Here is a 14497-nt window from a genome sequence, read left to right on the forward strand (position 1 = left end):
CACCTCTTGTGCAGCCGATACCCAAACTGTTCTCGATGCGAATTAAGCATTATGTAACAGTTTGGGTATATTTATTTAAAACTTAAGATTGTGGCTTGAAAGCTAAAGTTGCAATATTAAGAATTCAGCGTATACATATGGAGTCACAATGGCAGTAACTGGTCGGATCCACTCATTGGAATCCTTTGGCACCGTAGATGGTCCAGGCATAAGGTTTATCACTTTTATGCAGGGCTGCTTAATGCGTTGTCAGTACTGTCACAATCGCGATACTTGGGATCTTCACGGCGGAAAAGATATTGAAGTTGAAGAGCTAATGTCGCAGATAATCAGCTACCGCCCTTTTCTTGAATCCAGCGGTGGTGGAGTGACAGCCAGTGGTGGTGAAGCTATTTTACAAGCGGAATTCGTTTCAGCTCTTTTTGAAGCTTGTAAGAAAGAAGGCATTCACACTTGTCTCGATACCAATGGTTTTGTCAGAAAATATACCCCAATTATCGATGAGCTCCTCGACAATACTGATTTAGTTTTACTGGATATAAAACATATTGACGACCAACGTCATATCGACCTCACTAAGGTCAGTAACCACCGCACTTTACAGTTTGCAGAGCACCTGCATAAGCGCCAGCAAAAAACTTGGATACGCTATGTGGTAGTGGGTGGATACACAGATGATATCGATTCAGCGAAAAAACTGGCCGACTTCCTGAAACCTATGACTAACGTAGAAAAAGTCGAGCTGCTTCCCTACCACGAGCTAGGTAAACATAAATGGGAAGCGATGGGAGAGGAGTATGAGCTTAATGATATCTCCCCTCCTTCTGGTGAAACGATGGAACAGATTAAGAAAGTCTTTGTAGATGCAGGCTTAAACGCCATCTATTAAGCAGTTTGAGATAGAGCAGTATTGAACGAGGAAATTAAAGCTCTTCCCAATACTGCTCATCTAGACGTTCGAATGCCGCTTTAAGAATAAGCGCCATATCGAAATAACACGCTTTAGGTCCTAGTGGGCGGCAACTGATCCCCATGGCGATCATTTTAGTGGTCAACTTATCGCACCACTCAAGCAAAGTTAAAGGTAGCGGATGGCGTGAGCGCCAACCCAACCACAGTAAGCCCTGAATAGGCAAGCTAATAAAAAACAACCCCAATGTTATGGCTTGAGGAAGAAATTCCCAACCATGGATATACAGCTGACTCGCTGCAGCCAGTAGTGCCAAGATTGGCATAACAGGCAAAGCGATCTGAGTCGCGCGAATAACGCGATACTCAGGAAAATAGAAACTGAGTTGTCTGACCATAGGCCAAGTTTTCATATATTGACGACCTTGACCCAATGTTTTGAGAACTTGAATGCGCAAAGGTTACACCGATTGAATGGGATACTGCTTTTACAATAGCACACGCAATGATAGAGCCCCAAGGCATTTGCGCGCTAAATGAGTAGTTCCTTCGCTCTGAACTCAGAGCACTTCTAGCGGCTTCGGTATTTTTACCAATGAAGTCATTATTGTTCAGTGACAAACGTTCACTACATTGTAAAAAGGTTTTAAAGATGTCAAATAAACTGGTATTGGTACTTAACTGCGGTAGCTCGTCATTAAAATTTGCGATTATCGACGCCCTTACAGGTGATGACCAGATCTCAGGTCTTGCTGAGTGTTTTGGCCTTGAAGACGCTAAGATTAAATGGAAAGTTAATGGTGTTAAGCATGACGCTAGCTTAGGTGCCTTCTCATCTCACCGTGAAGCGGTTGAGTTTATTGTTAAAGATGTTCTTGGTGCGCACCCAGAGATCGCATCTCAGATCCAAGCTATCGGACACCGTGTTGTTCACGGCGGCGAGAAGTTCACCCAATCTGTGATCATCGATGAAAGCGTAGTCCAAGGTATTGAAGATTGTGCAGCCCTAGCTCCACTTCACAACCCGGCTCACCTGATCGGTATTCGTGCCGCTCAAGCTTCATTCCCGCAGCTTCCGCAAGTTGCTGTATTTGATACTGCTTTCCATCAGACTATGCCTGAAAAAGCCTTCATCTACGCACTTCCATACAAGCTATACCGTGAAAACAGCATCCGTCGTTACGGCATGCACGGCACCAGCCACCTATTCATTAGCCGTGAAGCGGCTAAAGCTATGGGTAAGAACATTGAAGATAGCAACATCATCTGTGCTCACCTAGGTAACGGCGCATCAGTAACTGCAATTAAAGGCGGTAAGAGTGTTGATACCTCTATGGGTATGACACCGCTTGAAGGTTTGGTAATGGGTACTCGTTGTGGCGATATCGACCCATCAATCATTCACCACCTAGTTGACCGTTTAGGTTACACCTTAGATGAAGTCAACAACCTGATGAACAAGCAAAGTGGTCTGTTAGGTATTTCTGAGCTAACTAACGATTGCCGTGGTATCGAAGAGGGTTACAGCGAAGGCCATAAAGGCGCAACGTTAGCACTTGAGATCTTCTGCTACCGCTTAGCTAAATACATCGCTTCTTACACTGTACCGTTAGGACGTTTAGATGCAGTTGTATTTACCGGTGGTATCGGTGAAAACTCTGACCTTATCCGCGCTAAAGTACTTAACTTGCTTGAGATCTTCAACTTTGAAGTTGATGATGAGCGCAACAAGGCAGCTCGCTTTGGTAACCAAGGTCAGATCACAACTGATAACGGCACTATCGCTATGGTTATCCCAACAAATGAAGAGTGGGTTATCGCAGAAGATGCAGTACGCCTTCTGAAGTAACACATTGGCCTGAAATCGCTAAGCGGTTTCAGGCCAAAACTCATTATTTTTGAGTTGCACCATACAGTTCGGCGTAGTATTACTACGCCAGTCTAAGCTTCAAACAGAGGTTTTTATGTCTCGCAATATTATGCTAATCCCTATCGGCACAGGTGTCGGTCTCACATCCATCAGTTTAGGACTCGTTCGAGCTTTTGAGCATCACGGTGTTAAAGTTCGCTTTTTCAAACCGATTGCCCAGCAGCGTCCACAAGACAGCGGACCCGAGCGTTCAACGACTATCTTAAGTAAGTCGCCAACTGTTAACCCGCTTGAGCCTTTCGATATGGATCATGCAGAGGGACTTATTCGTGGCGATAAGACTGACGTCTTGATGGAGCAGATCATTGCTCGCGTAACGGAGAGCACTGACGACACTGAAACTCTCGTGGTTGAAGGCTTAGTTCAAACAAGAAACCACCCGTTCTCAAGCGATATCAACTATGCTATCGCAAAATCTCTCGATGCTGACATCATCTTTGTTGCCACGCCAGGTAATGAAAGTGCTACAGCCTTGATGAACCGTTTAGAGATCGCCCATAACAAATGGGGCGGTGTTAAGAACAAGCGTATTATCGGCGCCATGATCAATAAAATTGGTGCACCTGTTGATAACGAAGGTCGTGCACGTCCTGATCTATCTGAAGTGTTCGACCATGCAGATGTTCAGCGCCCTGACGCTGCCAGCATGTTCCAACTTCCAGGTAAGAGTTCACTGCGTATTTTAGGTAGTGTGCCTTATAACTTAGACCTTGTTGCACCTCGCGCATCGGATCTTGCTAAGCACTTAAGTGCAAAGATCATTAATGCTGGTGAGATGAACACTCGTCGTCTACGTAAAGTGACCTTCTGTGCTCGTAGTATTCCTAACATGGTTACTCACATTAAGACTGACTCACTGTTAGTTACCTCAGGCGATCGCTCTGATGTGATCGTATCAGCCTGTCTTGCAGCGATGAACGGCGTAAAAGTCGGTGCACTACTGCTAACCGGTAGTTATGAGCCAGAGCCAGAGATCATGGCATTGTGTGAGCAAGCATTCGAAACCGGTCTACCAGTATTCCTAATCGATACGAATACTTGGCAGACATCGCTAAACATTCAACGTTTCGACCATGAAGTCCCTGTTGATGACGCAGTGCGCATCGAAGAGGTTCAAGAGTATGTTGCTAGCCATATCGACCAAAACTGGATTGAAACGGCAACTAAAAACTCTCCTCGTGAGCACAGACTCTCTCCTCCTGCATTTAGATACAAACTGACTGAGCTTGCCCGTGCTGCCCGTAAAACAGTTGTACTGCCTGAAGGTCATGACTCACGTACTATCGAAGCTGCAAGCATCTGTGCTGAACGTGGCATCGCCAAGTGTGTACTTCTTGGTAATCGTGAAGAGATCGAACGTATCGCTGCACAACAAGGTGTCACTTTAGGTGAAGGCGTTGAGATTGTTGAGCCTGATACTGCACGTGAGCGTTATATCGAGCCTATGCTTGATCTACGTCGTCACAAAGGCCTAACTGAAGTCGTAGCCCGTGAACAACTCGGTGACAACATGGTACTAGGGACCATGATGCTAGCTCAAAATGAAGTCGACGGTATTGTCTCTGGTGCGGTAAACACCACAGCTAACACCATTCGCCCACCATTACAGTTGATTAAAACGGCCCCAGGTTCAAGTTTAGTCTCGTCAATCTTCTTTATGTTGATGCCAGATCAAGTACTGATCTACGGTGACTGTGCAATTAACCCTGATCCAAATGCCGATCAACTTGCCGATATCGCTATCCAGTCCGCAGATTCAGCCGCGGCATTTGGTATCGAGCCACGGGTTGCAATGATCAGTTACTCTACCGGTAGTTCAGGTACTGGCTCTGATGTTGATAAGGTACGTGAAGCAACGCGTATCGCTAAAGAGAAGCGTCCAGATCTGATCATCGATGGTCCATTGCAGTATGATGCTGCGGTTATGCCAAATGTTGCTCAATCTAAAGCCCCTAACAGTCCTGTAGCTGGTCAAGCAACGGTATTTGTATTCCCAGACCTAAATACTGGTAATACGACATACAAAGCAGTACAGAGAAGTGCAGACCTAATCAGTATTGGCCCAATGCTTCAAGGTATGCGTAAGCCAGTTAACGACCTATCACGTGGCGCATTGGTTGACGATATCGTTTACACCATCGCATTAACGGCAATTCAGGCTTCACAAGCTGAGTAATTATTTCGTATGAAAATGCAAAAAGCCTGTCAATGACAGGCTTTTTTTATACTTAAAAACTGTATTTTGCTGTACAGAAACTGAATAAATATATTAACAGCAAGGATGCGTCACTTTTTAACCAGCAAAATAAGCGTAAAAAAATTAAAGACTTATAAGTTATGCATCTAGTCTTCAACATACTTGTCCACAGATTTTGTGGATAACCATTAAAGCTTATCCTTTCAGATATGACTGATTTTCAAATTTGAGTCAAGTATTAAAATTTTGAAACAGAAAGCCTACTTGCGAAGCTCCCCTTAAATAGCGATACTTAATCCAAATCCACTCTGTATCAAGTATATGAGAATAATAGCGATATTTTTTTTGTTTTTTCTAATGGGCTGTGAGCCAGAAGTATCAGATAAAGGTCCAGCTCTCACTCCTGAACAGGTTTCAGTCGGTTTTTTTAACGCTATCTATAACGATAAAGATATTAAGAAAGCCCAAGAGTATGTTAACGAGCCAATGAAAGAGGTCATTGCTCATTACCATATCGCCTCTGCAGTTCAGCGCCATATGCTCAACCTTTCAATGACTGATGTTAAGCTTGAGATTGCTGAAATTGATATCGATTTTTTCCGCAAATTTACCGATGATGTCACCGTCATAGTGAAGATGCACGGATTGAAAGGTGGCAGCCGTTGGATTGATGATCGAACCATCAGACTTCAAAAAAATGGTGGGCGGTGGGAGATTGTTGAGATACTCCCAGAAAAAGGAAACCTTAACTAATACCAACCGGTATAAGAAAGTGATCTACTCAGAGTTTTTTTGGCAAGCTAATTCAAGGCGAATGAATGACAGAATGGTTATTCCCTTGTGAGTTCATTCAACACAGAAGTAGGCAGCCAAAAACGCTCCTTGCAGGCGAGTTTTAGCGCATCTGATGCGGTGTTAACGAGCTTAAACGTAGAATAACTATGTTCCTCACCCGTTGCAAACCACATGGTCTTGTATGTTCCTGACATACATAAGACATTTCCTCCATCCCTGGAGGTCAGATGTGGTGAATGTCATTAATGCACGACTATATGGATATAGGAGATAGGGCGGAGCAGGATGCCAGAGCCGAGGAGCAATTAAGGACCTTGCCTCAGTAGCGCTAAACTCTCGCTGAACTATCACACCTTTATACCGATTGGTATAACCTTTCAGACAAAAAAATAGCAACCCTTAGGTTGCTATTTTTACAGCTTGTAAATTGAAGGATTGTTCCTTAATCCAAAAACGCTTCTTCATCCATCTCTACCGGTAAAGATTCAATCACTTCATCTTGTACTTGGTAATATGCGCCTTCGTATTCTTGAACTTCCATAACAACTCCGAATCACTGTTTGTAGGGTCTGAGGCATGTCATTACTTTGATGACATTTTGCCTAAAAGTAAGAGGTCGATGTTCAATCTGCTTCTTAAGGTAAATTATATCAGCCAAAAGCACGGAGTTACAGAATACTTTCACTTTAGTTTCAAAAAACAGCTTAAAACTTGAAAAAAAAGCTAATTACCGTCAAAAATAGTATCTTCAGCTGAAAGTCTTTCAGTTTTTAATAATTTTAAGTGATAAAGAGCTAACCTTTACAGCCAAATGATCTAGGCATCGGCTTGCCAACTGCTATCAATAAAGGATACCTATAAAAATGGGTCATTCTAAAGAGGTAGTAGTTATGAATGCACTGGTTGAATTTGAAGCTGGAAAATTAGCAGATCTGTTCGATGAAGGGGACTCTCTAAATATACACATGTTCATGGATATGATGAAGATGCCCTATGACGTTCAGGATAAACTGTTTTTTGAGATCTCATCACTCGAGAGTCTAGACAGGTCCAAAATTGAGATGATTATCGAATCACACGGTCACTCAATTTTAAATGAGCGCTTAGGATATTAAAGAGATTCTTTCCCAAGACTATGCCAACAATAACTTCATCGCCTACAAGCTAAACTTTAGACGATGAAGTTAACACTTTATATTGATTGGTATTACACCCGCCTATAACGCAATACTTTCAAGGCTTTGTTGAGGTCGACATCTAAAAAAACTGGTGGATTTTCAAGTTGCTCAACAAACTCAAGTGAAGGACTATACTCCTTCACCTGCTCCATCAAGAACTCAATTCCAAGCTCTGGAGCATTTAAGCACAGGAGGACTTCACCATCAGGTGTTAAGAGCTCTGGCAAGCGTTTTAGTAAGCGGGAGTAGTCTTTCGTCGCCACAAAGCTACCGCGCTGGTTACTTGGTGGATCGGCAATGATCATCTCATAAGGCCCAAGTTTAGTCAGTTTTCCCCAGGACTTAAAAATATCATGACCAAAAAAACGAGCTCCAGAGTCGAAACCATTGAGTAGATGATTCTGTTTACCGATAGACAAAGCCCCCTTACTCATATCGATATTAACGACACTGTCAGCTCCCCCTTGCAATGCAGCCACAGAGAAAGCACAGGTATAAGCAAACAGGTTCAACACCTTCTTATCTTGTGCCTGCTCCCGCACCCACTGCCTACCATTCTTCATATCTAAAAACAGGCCATGATTCTGACCTCTTAAGAGGTGAACATGAAACTTAGCGCCATTCTCACACACAGTATGCTGCTCGGGCACCGAACCTGCGATAAGATCGGTATGAGTTTGGCCACCACTGCGATACTGATAAACCAGATTCATTGGTTCATCGCCACGCTGAGCCGCCCAAAACTGAGTTAAGCCCTGAGTCGCAGCCGCCAACTCATCTTCTGCTAAAGGTTTAAAGCTAGTCAGTAAAAGTACCGGTGGAAACCAATCTAAACACAGGTGCTCCATACCAGGATAAACACCACCGCGGCCATGGAAAAGTCGATTAACCTCATCGGTTAACGTGGCCTTACTCAATTCATCAAAAAATAACTGCATTCAATTCACTTTAATTTTTACTTAAAACTATTATTTCTACTTCACACTAGTAGTTACGTATTATTTAGCCGCTTCTGAAGAGTCATCCTCATCAGGCCGCCCACTTTCAGCTTTCAACTCGGGCTTAACCTCTTGCTCGAGGGCAGGTTTAAGTTCTGTCTCAGTTTCTGACTTGAGATCTGGGTTAAGCTCTAACTTTGAGATAGGCTTTAACTCATCCACATCATCAGCCAATAAGATAGCCAGCCAACTGCCACCTTTACTCGATTCCAGTGCTATTTTAACAATCATGGTCAAGGGCACAGAGAGCAACATACCCACAGAGCCCAATAACCAGCCCCAGAAGATCAATGACAAAAATACGACTAAGGTAGAGAGCCCTAAGCCTCGCCCCATATATTTAGGTTCAATGACGTTACCCATCACTGTATTTGTGCCCAAATAAAGTAATCCAGTTGCGCCTGCTGCCGCTGGGCCAAGTTGAATAAAAGCGAGTAATACAGCTGGAATAGCGGCGATAATCGAACCAATATTTGGAATGTAGTTAAACAGGAAAGCGACCACCCCCCATAACAGCGCATAATCGACACCTATAATTGCCAGCCCCACCCCAACAATCACACCGGTACCTATGCTGACTAACGTTTTAATCACCATATACTGGTTAACAGATTGGAGAAATTTATCAATTTGCTGCATTCTCATGTCTGGATCATCCAGGGCAAAGTGCAGCTTTTTCGGCAAGGTTTCCGACTCAAATAACATAAAGACCACGGTTAAGATGATCAAAAACAGATTAGCCATCACGCTGCCCACACCTGACAACATATTCGTCGTCATTGAAAGTGCCACACCGGGGTCAAAGTAGGCCAATACCTGCTCTTTGGTAATGATGATATTAAATGTACGTAACTTTTCTATCACCCAGCCAAATTGATCAACCAGTTGATCTCGATATTGAGGAAGCTGACTGGAAAACTCATTAATCGAGCTACCGACAACTTGTGCAAGCCATAGACCCATCATCACGATAAAGACCATCAGGAATAGGACGGCTAACGCTCTGGGAACACGTAGCTTAGTGAGCCAACCGATCACAGGATTACAGATCACAGCGATAAAAGCGGATAAAACAAAGGGAACCACAATGGGGCTTGCAGCCTTTATGCCTGCCAAAATCACCACGATAAAGGCCATAATGGCGAAGCCTTTATAGGCAACTGATTGGGTATCAATTCTTGGCATTTAAATAAAATCCTTCTAGATTAACTAATACATTGATAGGCTTAGTAGCAACAACAACATAGAGCTAGTAATAATTATGAAACCAGAAATTGCGGTAATTCGTATTAAAAATCTACGTCTACGTACATTCATCGGCATTAAAGATGATGAAACTCAGAACAAGCAAGATGTCTTAATCAATGCTGAGATCCACTACTGCGCCGAAAAAGCACGAAACAGCGATAATATGGATGACGCACTGAATTATCGCACGATAACTAAAAAAATCATCGCATTAGTTGAACATAACCGATTTTTCTTACTTGAGCACCTTACAGGACAAGTACTCGATATCACCCGTGAACATGACTGGGTTGACTTCGCTAAAGTTGAAATCGATAAGCCCCACGCCCTTCGCTTTGCCGACTCTGTCTCAATGGAGCTAAGCTACCACAAAAACAGTGACTAATTTTTGCCAGTAATGGGCAAAACAGTCGACCTAGACCTAACATGGCTGCAATGAATTATCGGCAGCCATGAACTAAAAAAATCATCGCATTAGTTGAACATAACCGATTTTTCTTACTTGAGCACCTTACAGGACAAGTACTCGATATCACCAGTGAGCATGACTGGGTCGATTTTGCTAAAGTTGAAATCGATAAGCCCCACGCCCTTCGTTTTGCCGACTCTGTCTCAATGGAGCTTAGCTACCACAAAAATAGTGACTAATTTTTGCTAGCAACTGACAACACACAGTCGAACTAGACCTAACATGGCTGCAATGAATTATCGGCAGCCATGAACTAAAAAAATCATCGCATTAGTTGAACATAACCGATTTTTCTTACTTGAGCACCTTACAGGACAAGTACTCGATATCACCAGTGAGCATGACTGGGTCGATTTTGCTAAAGTTGAAATCGATAAGCCCCACGCCCTTCGTTTTGCCGACTCTGTCTCAATGGAGCTAAGCTATCACAAAAACAGTGACTAATTTTTGCCAGTAATGGGCAAAAACAGTCAAACTAGACCTAACATGGCTGCAATGAATTATCGGCAGCCATGATCCTTTTTGCTATTCTGAGAGTATATTTATATTTAAGCTGATGAGATATTATGAAAATATTGATCACCGGAGCCAGTGGCTTTGTCGGGCATCAAGTCGTCAGAGCCTTAGGAGATGAACATCAACTCTATCTACTTTCACGCCATCCGGCTAAAGCAAGAGAACGTCTTGGCACAGAGCATCACTATCTAGCGAGTTTAGACGACTTGGCCAATCTCGATGGATTTGATGTTGTCATTAATCTGGCTGGCGAACCTATCGCAGACAAACGATGGAGCAGTTCTCAAAAAGAGAAGATATGTCACAGTCGCTGGCATCTTACAATGCGTTTAACTCAGCTCATAGAGCAAAGCCAAACCCCGCCATCAGTATTGATTAACGCATCAGCTATCGGCGTTTATGGCAATCAAGAAGAGCAGCCTGTCGATGAAACTTTCATGCTCCGCCAAACAGGTGAGGCGCCACTTCCCTTTCCTCAAGCTGTGTGCCAAAAATGGGAAACGTTAGCGCTAAATGCTTCATCCCAGCAAACTAGAGTATGCGTTATCCGTATAGGTTTAGTCCTGGGACTCTGTGGTGGTGCACTACCTAAGATGCTACCAGCATTTAAATTAGGATTAGGTGGGCCTATCGCTTCAGGCAAACAGGGAATGAGCTGGATACATCAAGATGATCTAGTCGCCTTGATTCTCTTTCTAATGAAAAGTGACACATGTAGCGGCGTATTTAATGCAACAGCGCCTCACCCTGTCAGTAATTTATCCTTCTCTAAAACCTTAGCCGATACCTTGTCACGGCCAGCATTTATCCCCATGCCCGCATTTGTACTTAATACTTTGCTAGGTGAAATGGCGCAGCTATTAACTCAAGGACAATATGTGCTACCCACAAGGCTTATAGAAGCAGGCTATAGGTTTAAGTTCCCACAGCTCAACTATGCCCTTACAGATATATTGGCCAAAAAAAGTTATTAGATAAAAAAGAGCGATACCCGTAGATATCGCCCTTTATCTATTACACTGTGCACATCACTATGTGGGTGATTTTAACAGTTCACTACAGGACTTACTTAACAGCTGACGACAGCGCCACACACCTAAGAGCGCCACAATAAGTGCACCGCACACAGGTGCTATTCCCCACCAAGGCCAGTGCATATACACGTTAAGCTCAAACACCTGAGTTTTCAGCAGGTAAAGGGTAAACTCAGCCACTATCACAGCAAGAAGTCCTGCAATGGCACCCAGCAAAGCAAACTCTAGCCCGGTCGCCATTCTAAGTAGCCAACCAGAAGCACCAAAGGTCCTTAATACCGCCAACTCTCTTTGACGTGTCGCCATGCCTGCCTCGGTCTGAGCTATCATCACCAAGCTGCTTGCAAGGATCACCAACACAAGTACTAATGTAAGTGAAAGTGATACCTGATCTATGATTTGACGAAGCTGCTTGATCATATTTCCCACATCAATAATCGAGACTGTAGGAAACTGTTTAATGATCTGCAATACCACATCTGAGCGTCCCTCATCCAGATAGAAACTGGCCATCGAAGTATGTGCAAATGAGGAGAGTGAGCTTTTAGTAAAGATCATAAAAAAGTTAGGTTGCAGCGTCTCCCAATGCACCTCCCTGATACTGGTCACATTCACAGTCAAGTTTTGGTTATCAATCACATAAGTAAGGCTATCACCCAGTTTTATCCCTAATCGCTCAGCAACACCTGACTCAACAGACACATCATTATCATTAACGTTAAACTCCCCCTCGAGTAATTCATTGTTTTCAGGTAACTCTTCACGCCAAGTCAGATTCAACTCACGTGAGATCCCACGTCTGCCCTCAACGCCCTCTTTTTCCTGCTCAGCGGAGATCAACTTTTCACCATTGATCTCGATTAGACGCCCCCGAATAACTGGATAGATATCGGTGGTTTTCACGGTGTTTTGTGCAAGAAACTCGCCCAATGGCTCAGACTCATCCGGCGCAATGTTCACCAGAAAATAATTAGGCGCATTTTCAGGTAGCTGATTTTGCCATTCACTCAGTAGATCTTGGCGAAGAGCCAAAATTGTCAGCAGCAAGACCAAGGCGCTACTAAATCCCACCAGCTGTATAGCATTTTGCTTGGCTCGTCGCCTTAAGCCCGCTAAAGCCAGTTGCAGTGGATTGGTGGTTTTCATGCCGATACTGTGTCCAGCACGGATCATGGCAAAGCCAAGCACACTTAACAGCAGACCCAATAACAATACACCAGCCACTACCGTCAAGGTTAACGGTAAGCTCTTAGAGTAGAGATAGCCTAGGACAGCCATGGCTAATAGACTTAAAATAAGGTGCAGCCACATCCCCAGCTGTAAGCCTTCTAACTGACGCTGTAATACACGCAAAGGTGGGATAGAGAGAAGCCTCATTAACGGGTAAGCCGAAAACATAAAGGCGCTAATAAAACCTGTGGCAAGCCCAAGCAGTATGGGCCTCAATAATGGCGGTGAGTAAGCCGCGATCTCCGCTGGTAAGAAAGCCGTTATCGCCCCATCTAAGGCAAATCCCCCAATAAGTCCTAACACCACCCCGAAAAAGGTCACTAACAGCAGATGCACACCAAACAAGATACGGATCTGTTTTGCAGACGCACCAAAGGTTTTTAACATGGCAACCACATCATAGTGGCGCTGACAGTATCGCTGAGCCGCGATACCGATAGCGGCACATGCAAGCGCGATCCCGAGTAAACTGGCCAATAACAGAAAACGCTCTGCACGTTTTACGGCGTCGGCGATGGGTGAGTCGCCAGATTGCACATCCACCCAGCGTTGAGAGCTGTTAAGCAGCGGTTTTGCATAGGTTTCAAACTCAGCTAATTGTTCAGCTTCGCCTGCAAATTGCGCAAGATAGGTCACGCGGCTACCCGGCTGAATAACCCCTGTACTTGCCACATCCTCTATCCTCATCAATACAACAGGTGAAGAGGCAAAGGGGTTAAAACCTGCATCGGGTAAACGCGCTATCTCAGCGCTTAGACTAAACTCTTGATTACCCAGTTCAAGCCTTTTAGGGTAACCCAATAACCCACCAAGACGGGTTTCAAACCACAGGTGCCCTGCTCTAGGCAGTTCTGAGTACTCTCCCCCCTCTTTCTTATTAAGCTCTATCTTGCCCTTTAAAGGGTATCCCTCCTCAACTGCGCGAACGGTAACAAGTTGGAACTTATCCTGCGCAAACACCATAGAGTTAAACTGCATACTGGAAACATGGCGCAGCCCAAGCTCATCGGCCTTAGCTAAAATAGACTCATCTATCTTGACAGGAGAGTTAATAATTCGGTCAGCGGCAATAAATTTAGATGCCTGCCCATTAATCGCTATCTGTAAACGCTCACTGACCCTAGCCAAACCTGTTACCGATAACACAGCGAGTGTTATCGCTAATACAATTAGTAGCAGTTGCCCCTGCAACAGTTCCCGTTTAAACAGCCTCCAAGCCAGTTGTATCTCCATTAGCTCACTCCCACACTATGCAGACTAACTGGTTTATGAGCCCTCTTTTGAGTCTCCATCTCAGAGTCTTCGCTCAGTTCACCACTGTTCATCAGTAGTTGCCGCTCACAACGTTTAGCTAATGCAAGATCGTGGGTAACCAGCACTAATGTTGTGTCACTTTCTCGATTAAGCTCAAACAGCATATCGGCAACTTTCTGGCTATTGGCTGCGTCCAGATTTCCAGTCGGTTCATCGGCAAACAGCACTTTAGGTTCACAAATAAAGGCCCTTGCAATGGCCACTCTTTGCTGTTCACCGCCGGAGAGTTGATTTGGGAAGTGAGTCAGTCGGTGACTTAGCCCCACCCTTTCTAACATGGACTGCGCTTTCTCCTTCGCATTATTAATGCCAGCAAGCTCAGCAGGCAACATGACATTCTCTAACGCATTGAGGGTATCAACCAACATAAAGGATTGAAAAATAAAGCTGACCTTCTGTTTTCTCAGTGCAGCTTTCTTCTCTTCATTCAATGAGTGTAACGCCACACCATCGAGTATGATCTCACCGCTGCTTGGTGAATCAAGGGCGGCGAGTAATCCAAGTAAGGTTGACTTACCCGAGCCCGATGGACCGAGTATCGCAATACTCTGTCCCTGCTTGACATCCATATTAATGCCGTTGAGGATAGTAAGCTCTCCCTCTTGGGTAGCCACTGATTTAACGAGAGCCTTTACTGTGATTGCACTGATTTCTGACATAAAATTCTTCTCTACCTCGA

Annotated in this window: 12 protein-coding genes and 2 pseudogenes; 9 read left to right on the forward strand and 5 right to left on the reverse strand. The window is 44.2% G+C overall.

Annotated elements, in window-relative coordinates:
* Positions 1-148 precede the first annotated feature (148 nt).
* On the forward strand, positions 149-889 hold the full coding sequence (gene pflA / locus SWOO_RS14915; protein WP_012325495.1) for a pyruvate formate lyase 1-activating protein: 741 nt from the start codon (positions 149-151) through the stop codon (positions 887-889).
* Positions 890-923: 34 nt separating this feature from the next.
* On the opposite strand, the gene yfbV is transcribed toward pflA, so the two are convergent.
* Positions 924-1367, reverse strand: a complete 444-nt coding sequence (gene yfbV, locus SWOO_RS14920) for a terminus macrodomain insulation protein YfbV (protein WP_041417684.1) — start codon at positions 1365-1367, stop codon at positions 924-926.
* Between the two features lie 194 nt (positions 1368-1561).
* Between yfbV and ackA the strand changes: the two genes are divergently transcribed.
* From ackA to SWOO_RS14940, 4 genes are all read left to right on the forward strand, one after another.
* Positions 1562-2758 carry an acetate kinase gene (ackA, locus tag SWOO_RS14925; protein ID WP_012325497.1) on the forward strand — a complete coding sequence of 399 codons (1197 nt, stop codon included), beginning with the start codon at positions 1562-1564 and terminating at the stop codon, positions 2756-2758.
* A 115-nt stretch (positions 2759-2873) separates the two neighbouring features.
* Complete coding sequence (gene pta, locus SWOO_RS14930) at positions 2874-5015, forward strand: phosphate acetyltransferase (RefSeq protein ID WP_012325498.1); 2142 nt, start codon at positions 2874-2876, stop codon at positions 5013-5015.
* A gap of 342 nt (positions 5016-5357) precedes the next feature.
* Positions 5358-5789: a nuclear transport factor 2 family protein gene (locus SWOO_RS14935; protein ID WP_041417685.1), complete on the forward strand. Its 432-nt coding sequence runs from the start codon at positions 5358-5360 to the stop codon at positions 5787-5789.
* A 905-nt stretch (positions 5790-6694) separates the two neighbouring features.
* Positions 6695-6946, forward strand: coding sequence for a hypothetical protein (locus tag SWOO_RS14940; protein WP_374700130.1), 252 nt, complete (start codon positions 6695-6697; stop codon positions 6944-6946).
* Positions 6947-7038: 92 nt separating this feature from the next.
* Here the strand turns inward: SWOO_RS14940 and SWOO_RS14945 are convergent, their stop codons facing one another.
* Together SWOO_RS14945 and SWOO_RS14950 are read right to left on the reverse strand one after the other, a co-directional pair.
* Positions 7039-7947 (reverse strand): class I SAM-dependent methyltransferase, encoded by a 909-nt coding sequence (locus SWOO_RS14945; RefSeq protein WP_012325501.1) that lies wholly within the window; start codon positions 7945-7947, stop codon positions 7039-7041.
* 60 nt (positions 7948-8007) lie between these two features.
* Positions 8008-9192, reverse strand: a complete 1185-nt coding sequence (locus SWOO_RS14950; protein ID WP_012325502.1) for an AI-2E family transporter — start codon at positions 9190-9192, stop codon at positions 8008-8010.
* Between the two features lie 76 nt (positions 9193-9268).
* Between SWOO_RS14950 and folX the strand changes: the two genes are divergently transcribed.
* The 4 genes and pseudogenes from folX to SWOO_RS14960 all read left to right on the forward strand — a co-directional run bounded on the left by folX (position 9269) and on the right by SWOO_RS14960 (position 11214).
* Complete coding sequence (folX, locus tag SWOO_RS14955) at positions 9269-9640, forward strand: dihydroneopterin triphosphate 2'-epimerase (protein ID WP_012325503.1); 372 nt, start codon at positions 9269-9271, stop codon at positions 9638-9640.
* 71 nt (positions 9641-9711) lie between these two features.
* Positions 9712-9903 (forward strand): annotated as a pseudogene (locus SWOO_RS26010) (dihydroneopterin aldolase); the annotation flags it as partial.
* Positions 9904-9976: 73 nt separating this feature from the next.
* Positions 9977-10168, forward strand: a pseudogene (locus SWOO_RS26015) (dihydroneopterin aldolase); the annotation flags it as partial.
* Positions 10169-10290: 122 nt separating this feature from the next.
* Positions 10291-11214 carry a TIGR01777 family oxidoreductase gene (locus tag SWOO_RS14960; protein ID WP_012325504.1) on the forward strand — a complete coding sequence of 308 codons (924 nt, stop codon included), beginning with the start codon at positions 10291-10293 and terminating at the stop codon, positions 11212-11214.
* Positions 11215-11271: 57 nt separating this feature from the next.
* On the opposite strand, the gene SWOO_RS14965 is transcribed toward SWOO_RS14960, so the two are convergent.
* A complete protein-coding gene (locus SWOO_RS14965; protein ID WP_012325505.1) occupies positions 11272-13737 on the reverse strand; it encodes an ABC transporter permease in 2466 nt (821 codons plus the stop codon).
* Positions 13737-14477, reverse strand: a complete 741-nt coding sequence (locus SWOO_RS14970) for an ABC transporter ATP-binding protein (RefSeq protein WP_012325506.1) — start codon at positions 14475-14477, stop codon at positions 13737-13739. The genes SWOO_RS14965 and SWOO_RS14970 overlap by 1 nt, the downstream gene beginning before the upstream one ends.
* Between the last annotated feature and the right edge of the window lie 20 nt (positions 14478-14497).

Source organism: Shewanella woodyi ATCC 51908 (assembly GCF_000019525.1).
Taxonomy (GTDB): Bacteria; Pseudomonadota; Gammaproteobacteria; order Enterobacterales; family Shewanellaceae; genus Shewanella; species Shewanella woodyi.

Bases quoted from the DNA above. Each gene is read 5' to 3' on its own strand.
- pflA (WP_012325495.1), top strand. From the start codon at position 149: ATGGCAGTAACTGGTCGGATCCACTCATTGGAATCCTTTGGCACCGTA.
- ackA (WP_012325497.1), top strand. From the start codon at position 1,562: ATGTCAAATAAACTGGTATTGGTACTTAACTGCGGTAGCTCGTCATTA.
- pta (WP_012325498.1), top strand. From the start codon at position 2,874: ATGTCTCGCAATATTATGCTAATCCCTATCGGCACAGGTGTCGGTCTC.
- SWOO_RS14935 (WP_041417685.1), top strand. From the start codon at position 5,358: ATGAGAATAATAGCGATATTTTTTTTGTTTTTTCTAATGGGCTGTGAG.
- SWOO_RS14940 (WP_374700130.1), top strand. From the start codon at position 6,695: ATGGGTCATTCTAAAGAGGTAGTAGTTATGAATGCACTGGTTGAATTT.
- SWOO_RS14945 (WP_012325501.1), bottom strand. From the start codon at position 7,947: ATGCAGTTATTTTTTGATGAATTGAGTAAGGCCACGTTAACCGATGAG.
- SWOO_RS14950 (WP_012325502.1), bottom strand. From the start codon at position 9,192: ATGCCAAGAATTGATACCCAATCAGTTGCCTATAAAGGCTTCGCCATT.
- folX (WP_012325503.1), top strand. From the start codon at position 9,269: ATGAAACCAGAAATTGCGGTAATTCGTATTAAAAATCTACGTCTACGT.
- SWOO_RS14960 (WP_012325504.1), top strand. From the start codon at position 10,291: ATGAAAATATTGATCACCGGAGCCAGTGGCTTTGTCGGGCATCAAGTC.
- SWOO_RS14965 (WP_012325505.1), bottom strand. From the start codon at position 13,737: ATGGAGATACAACTGGCTTGGAGGCTGTTTAAACGGGAACTGTTGCAG.
- SWOO_RS14970 (WP_012325506.1), bottom strand. From the start codon at position 14,477: ATGTCAGAAATCAGTGCAATCACAGTAAAGGCTCTCGTTAAATCAGTG.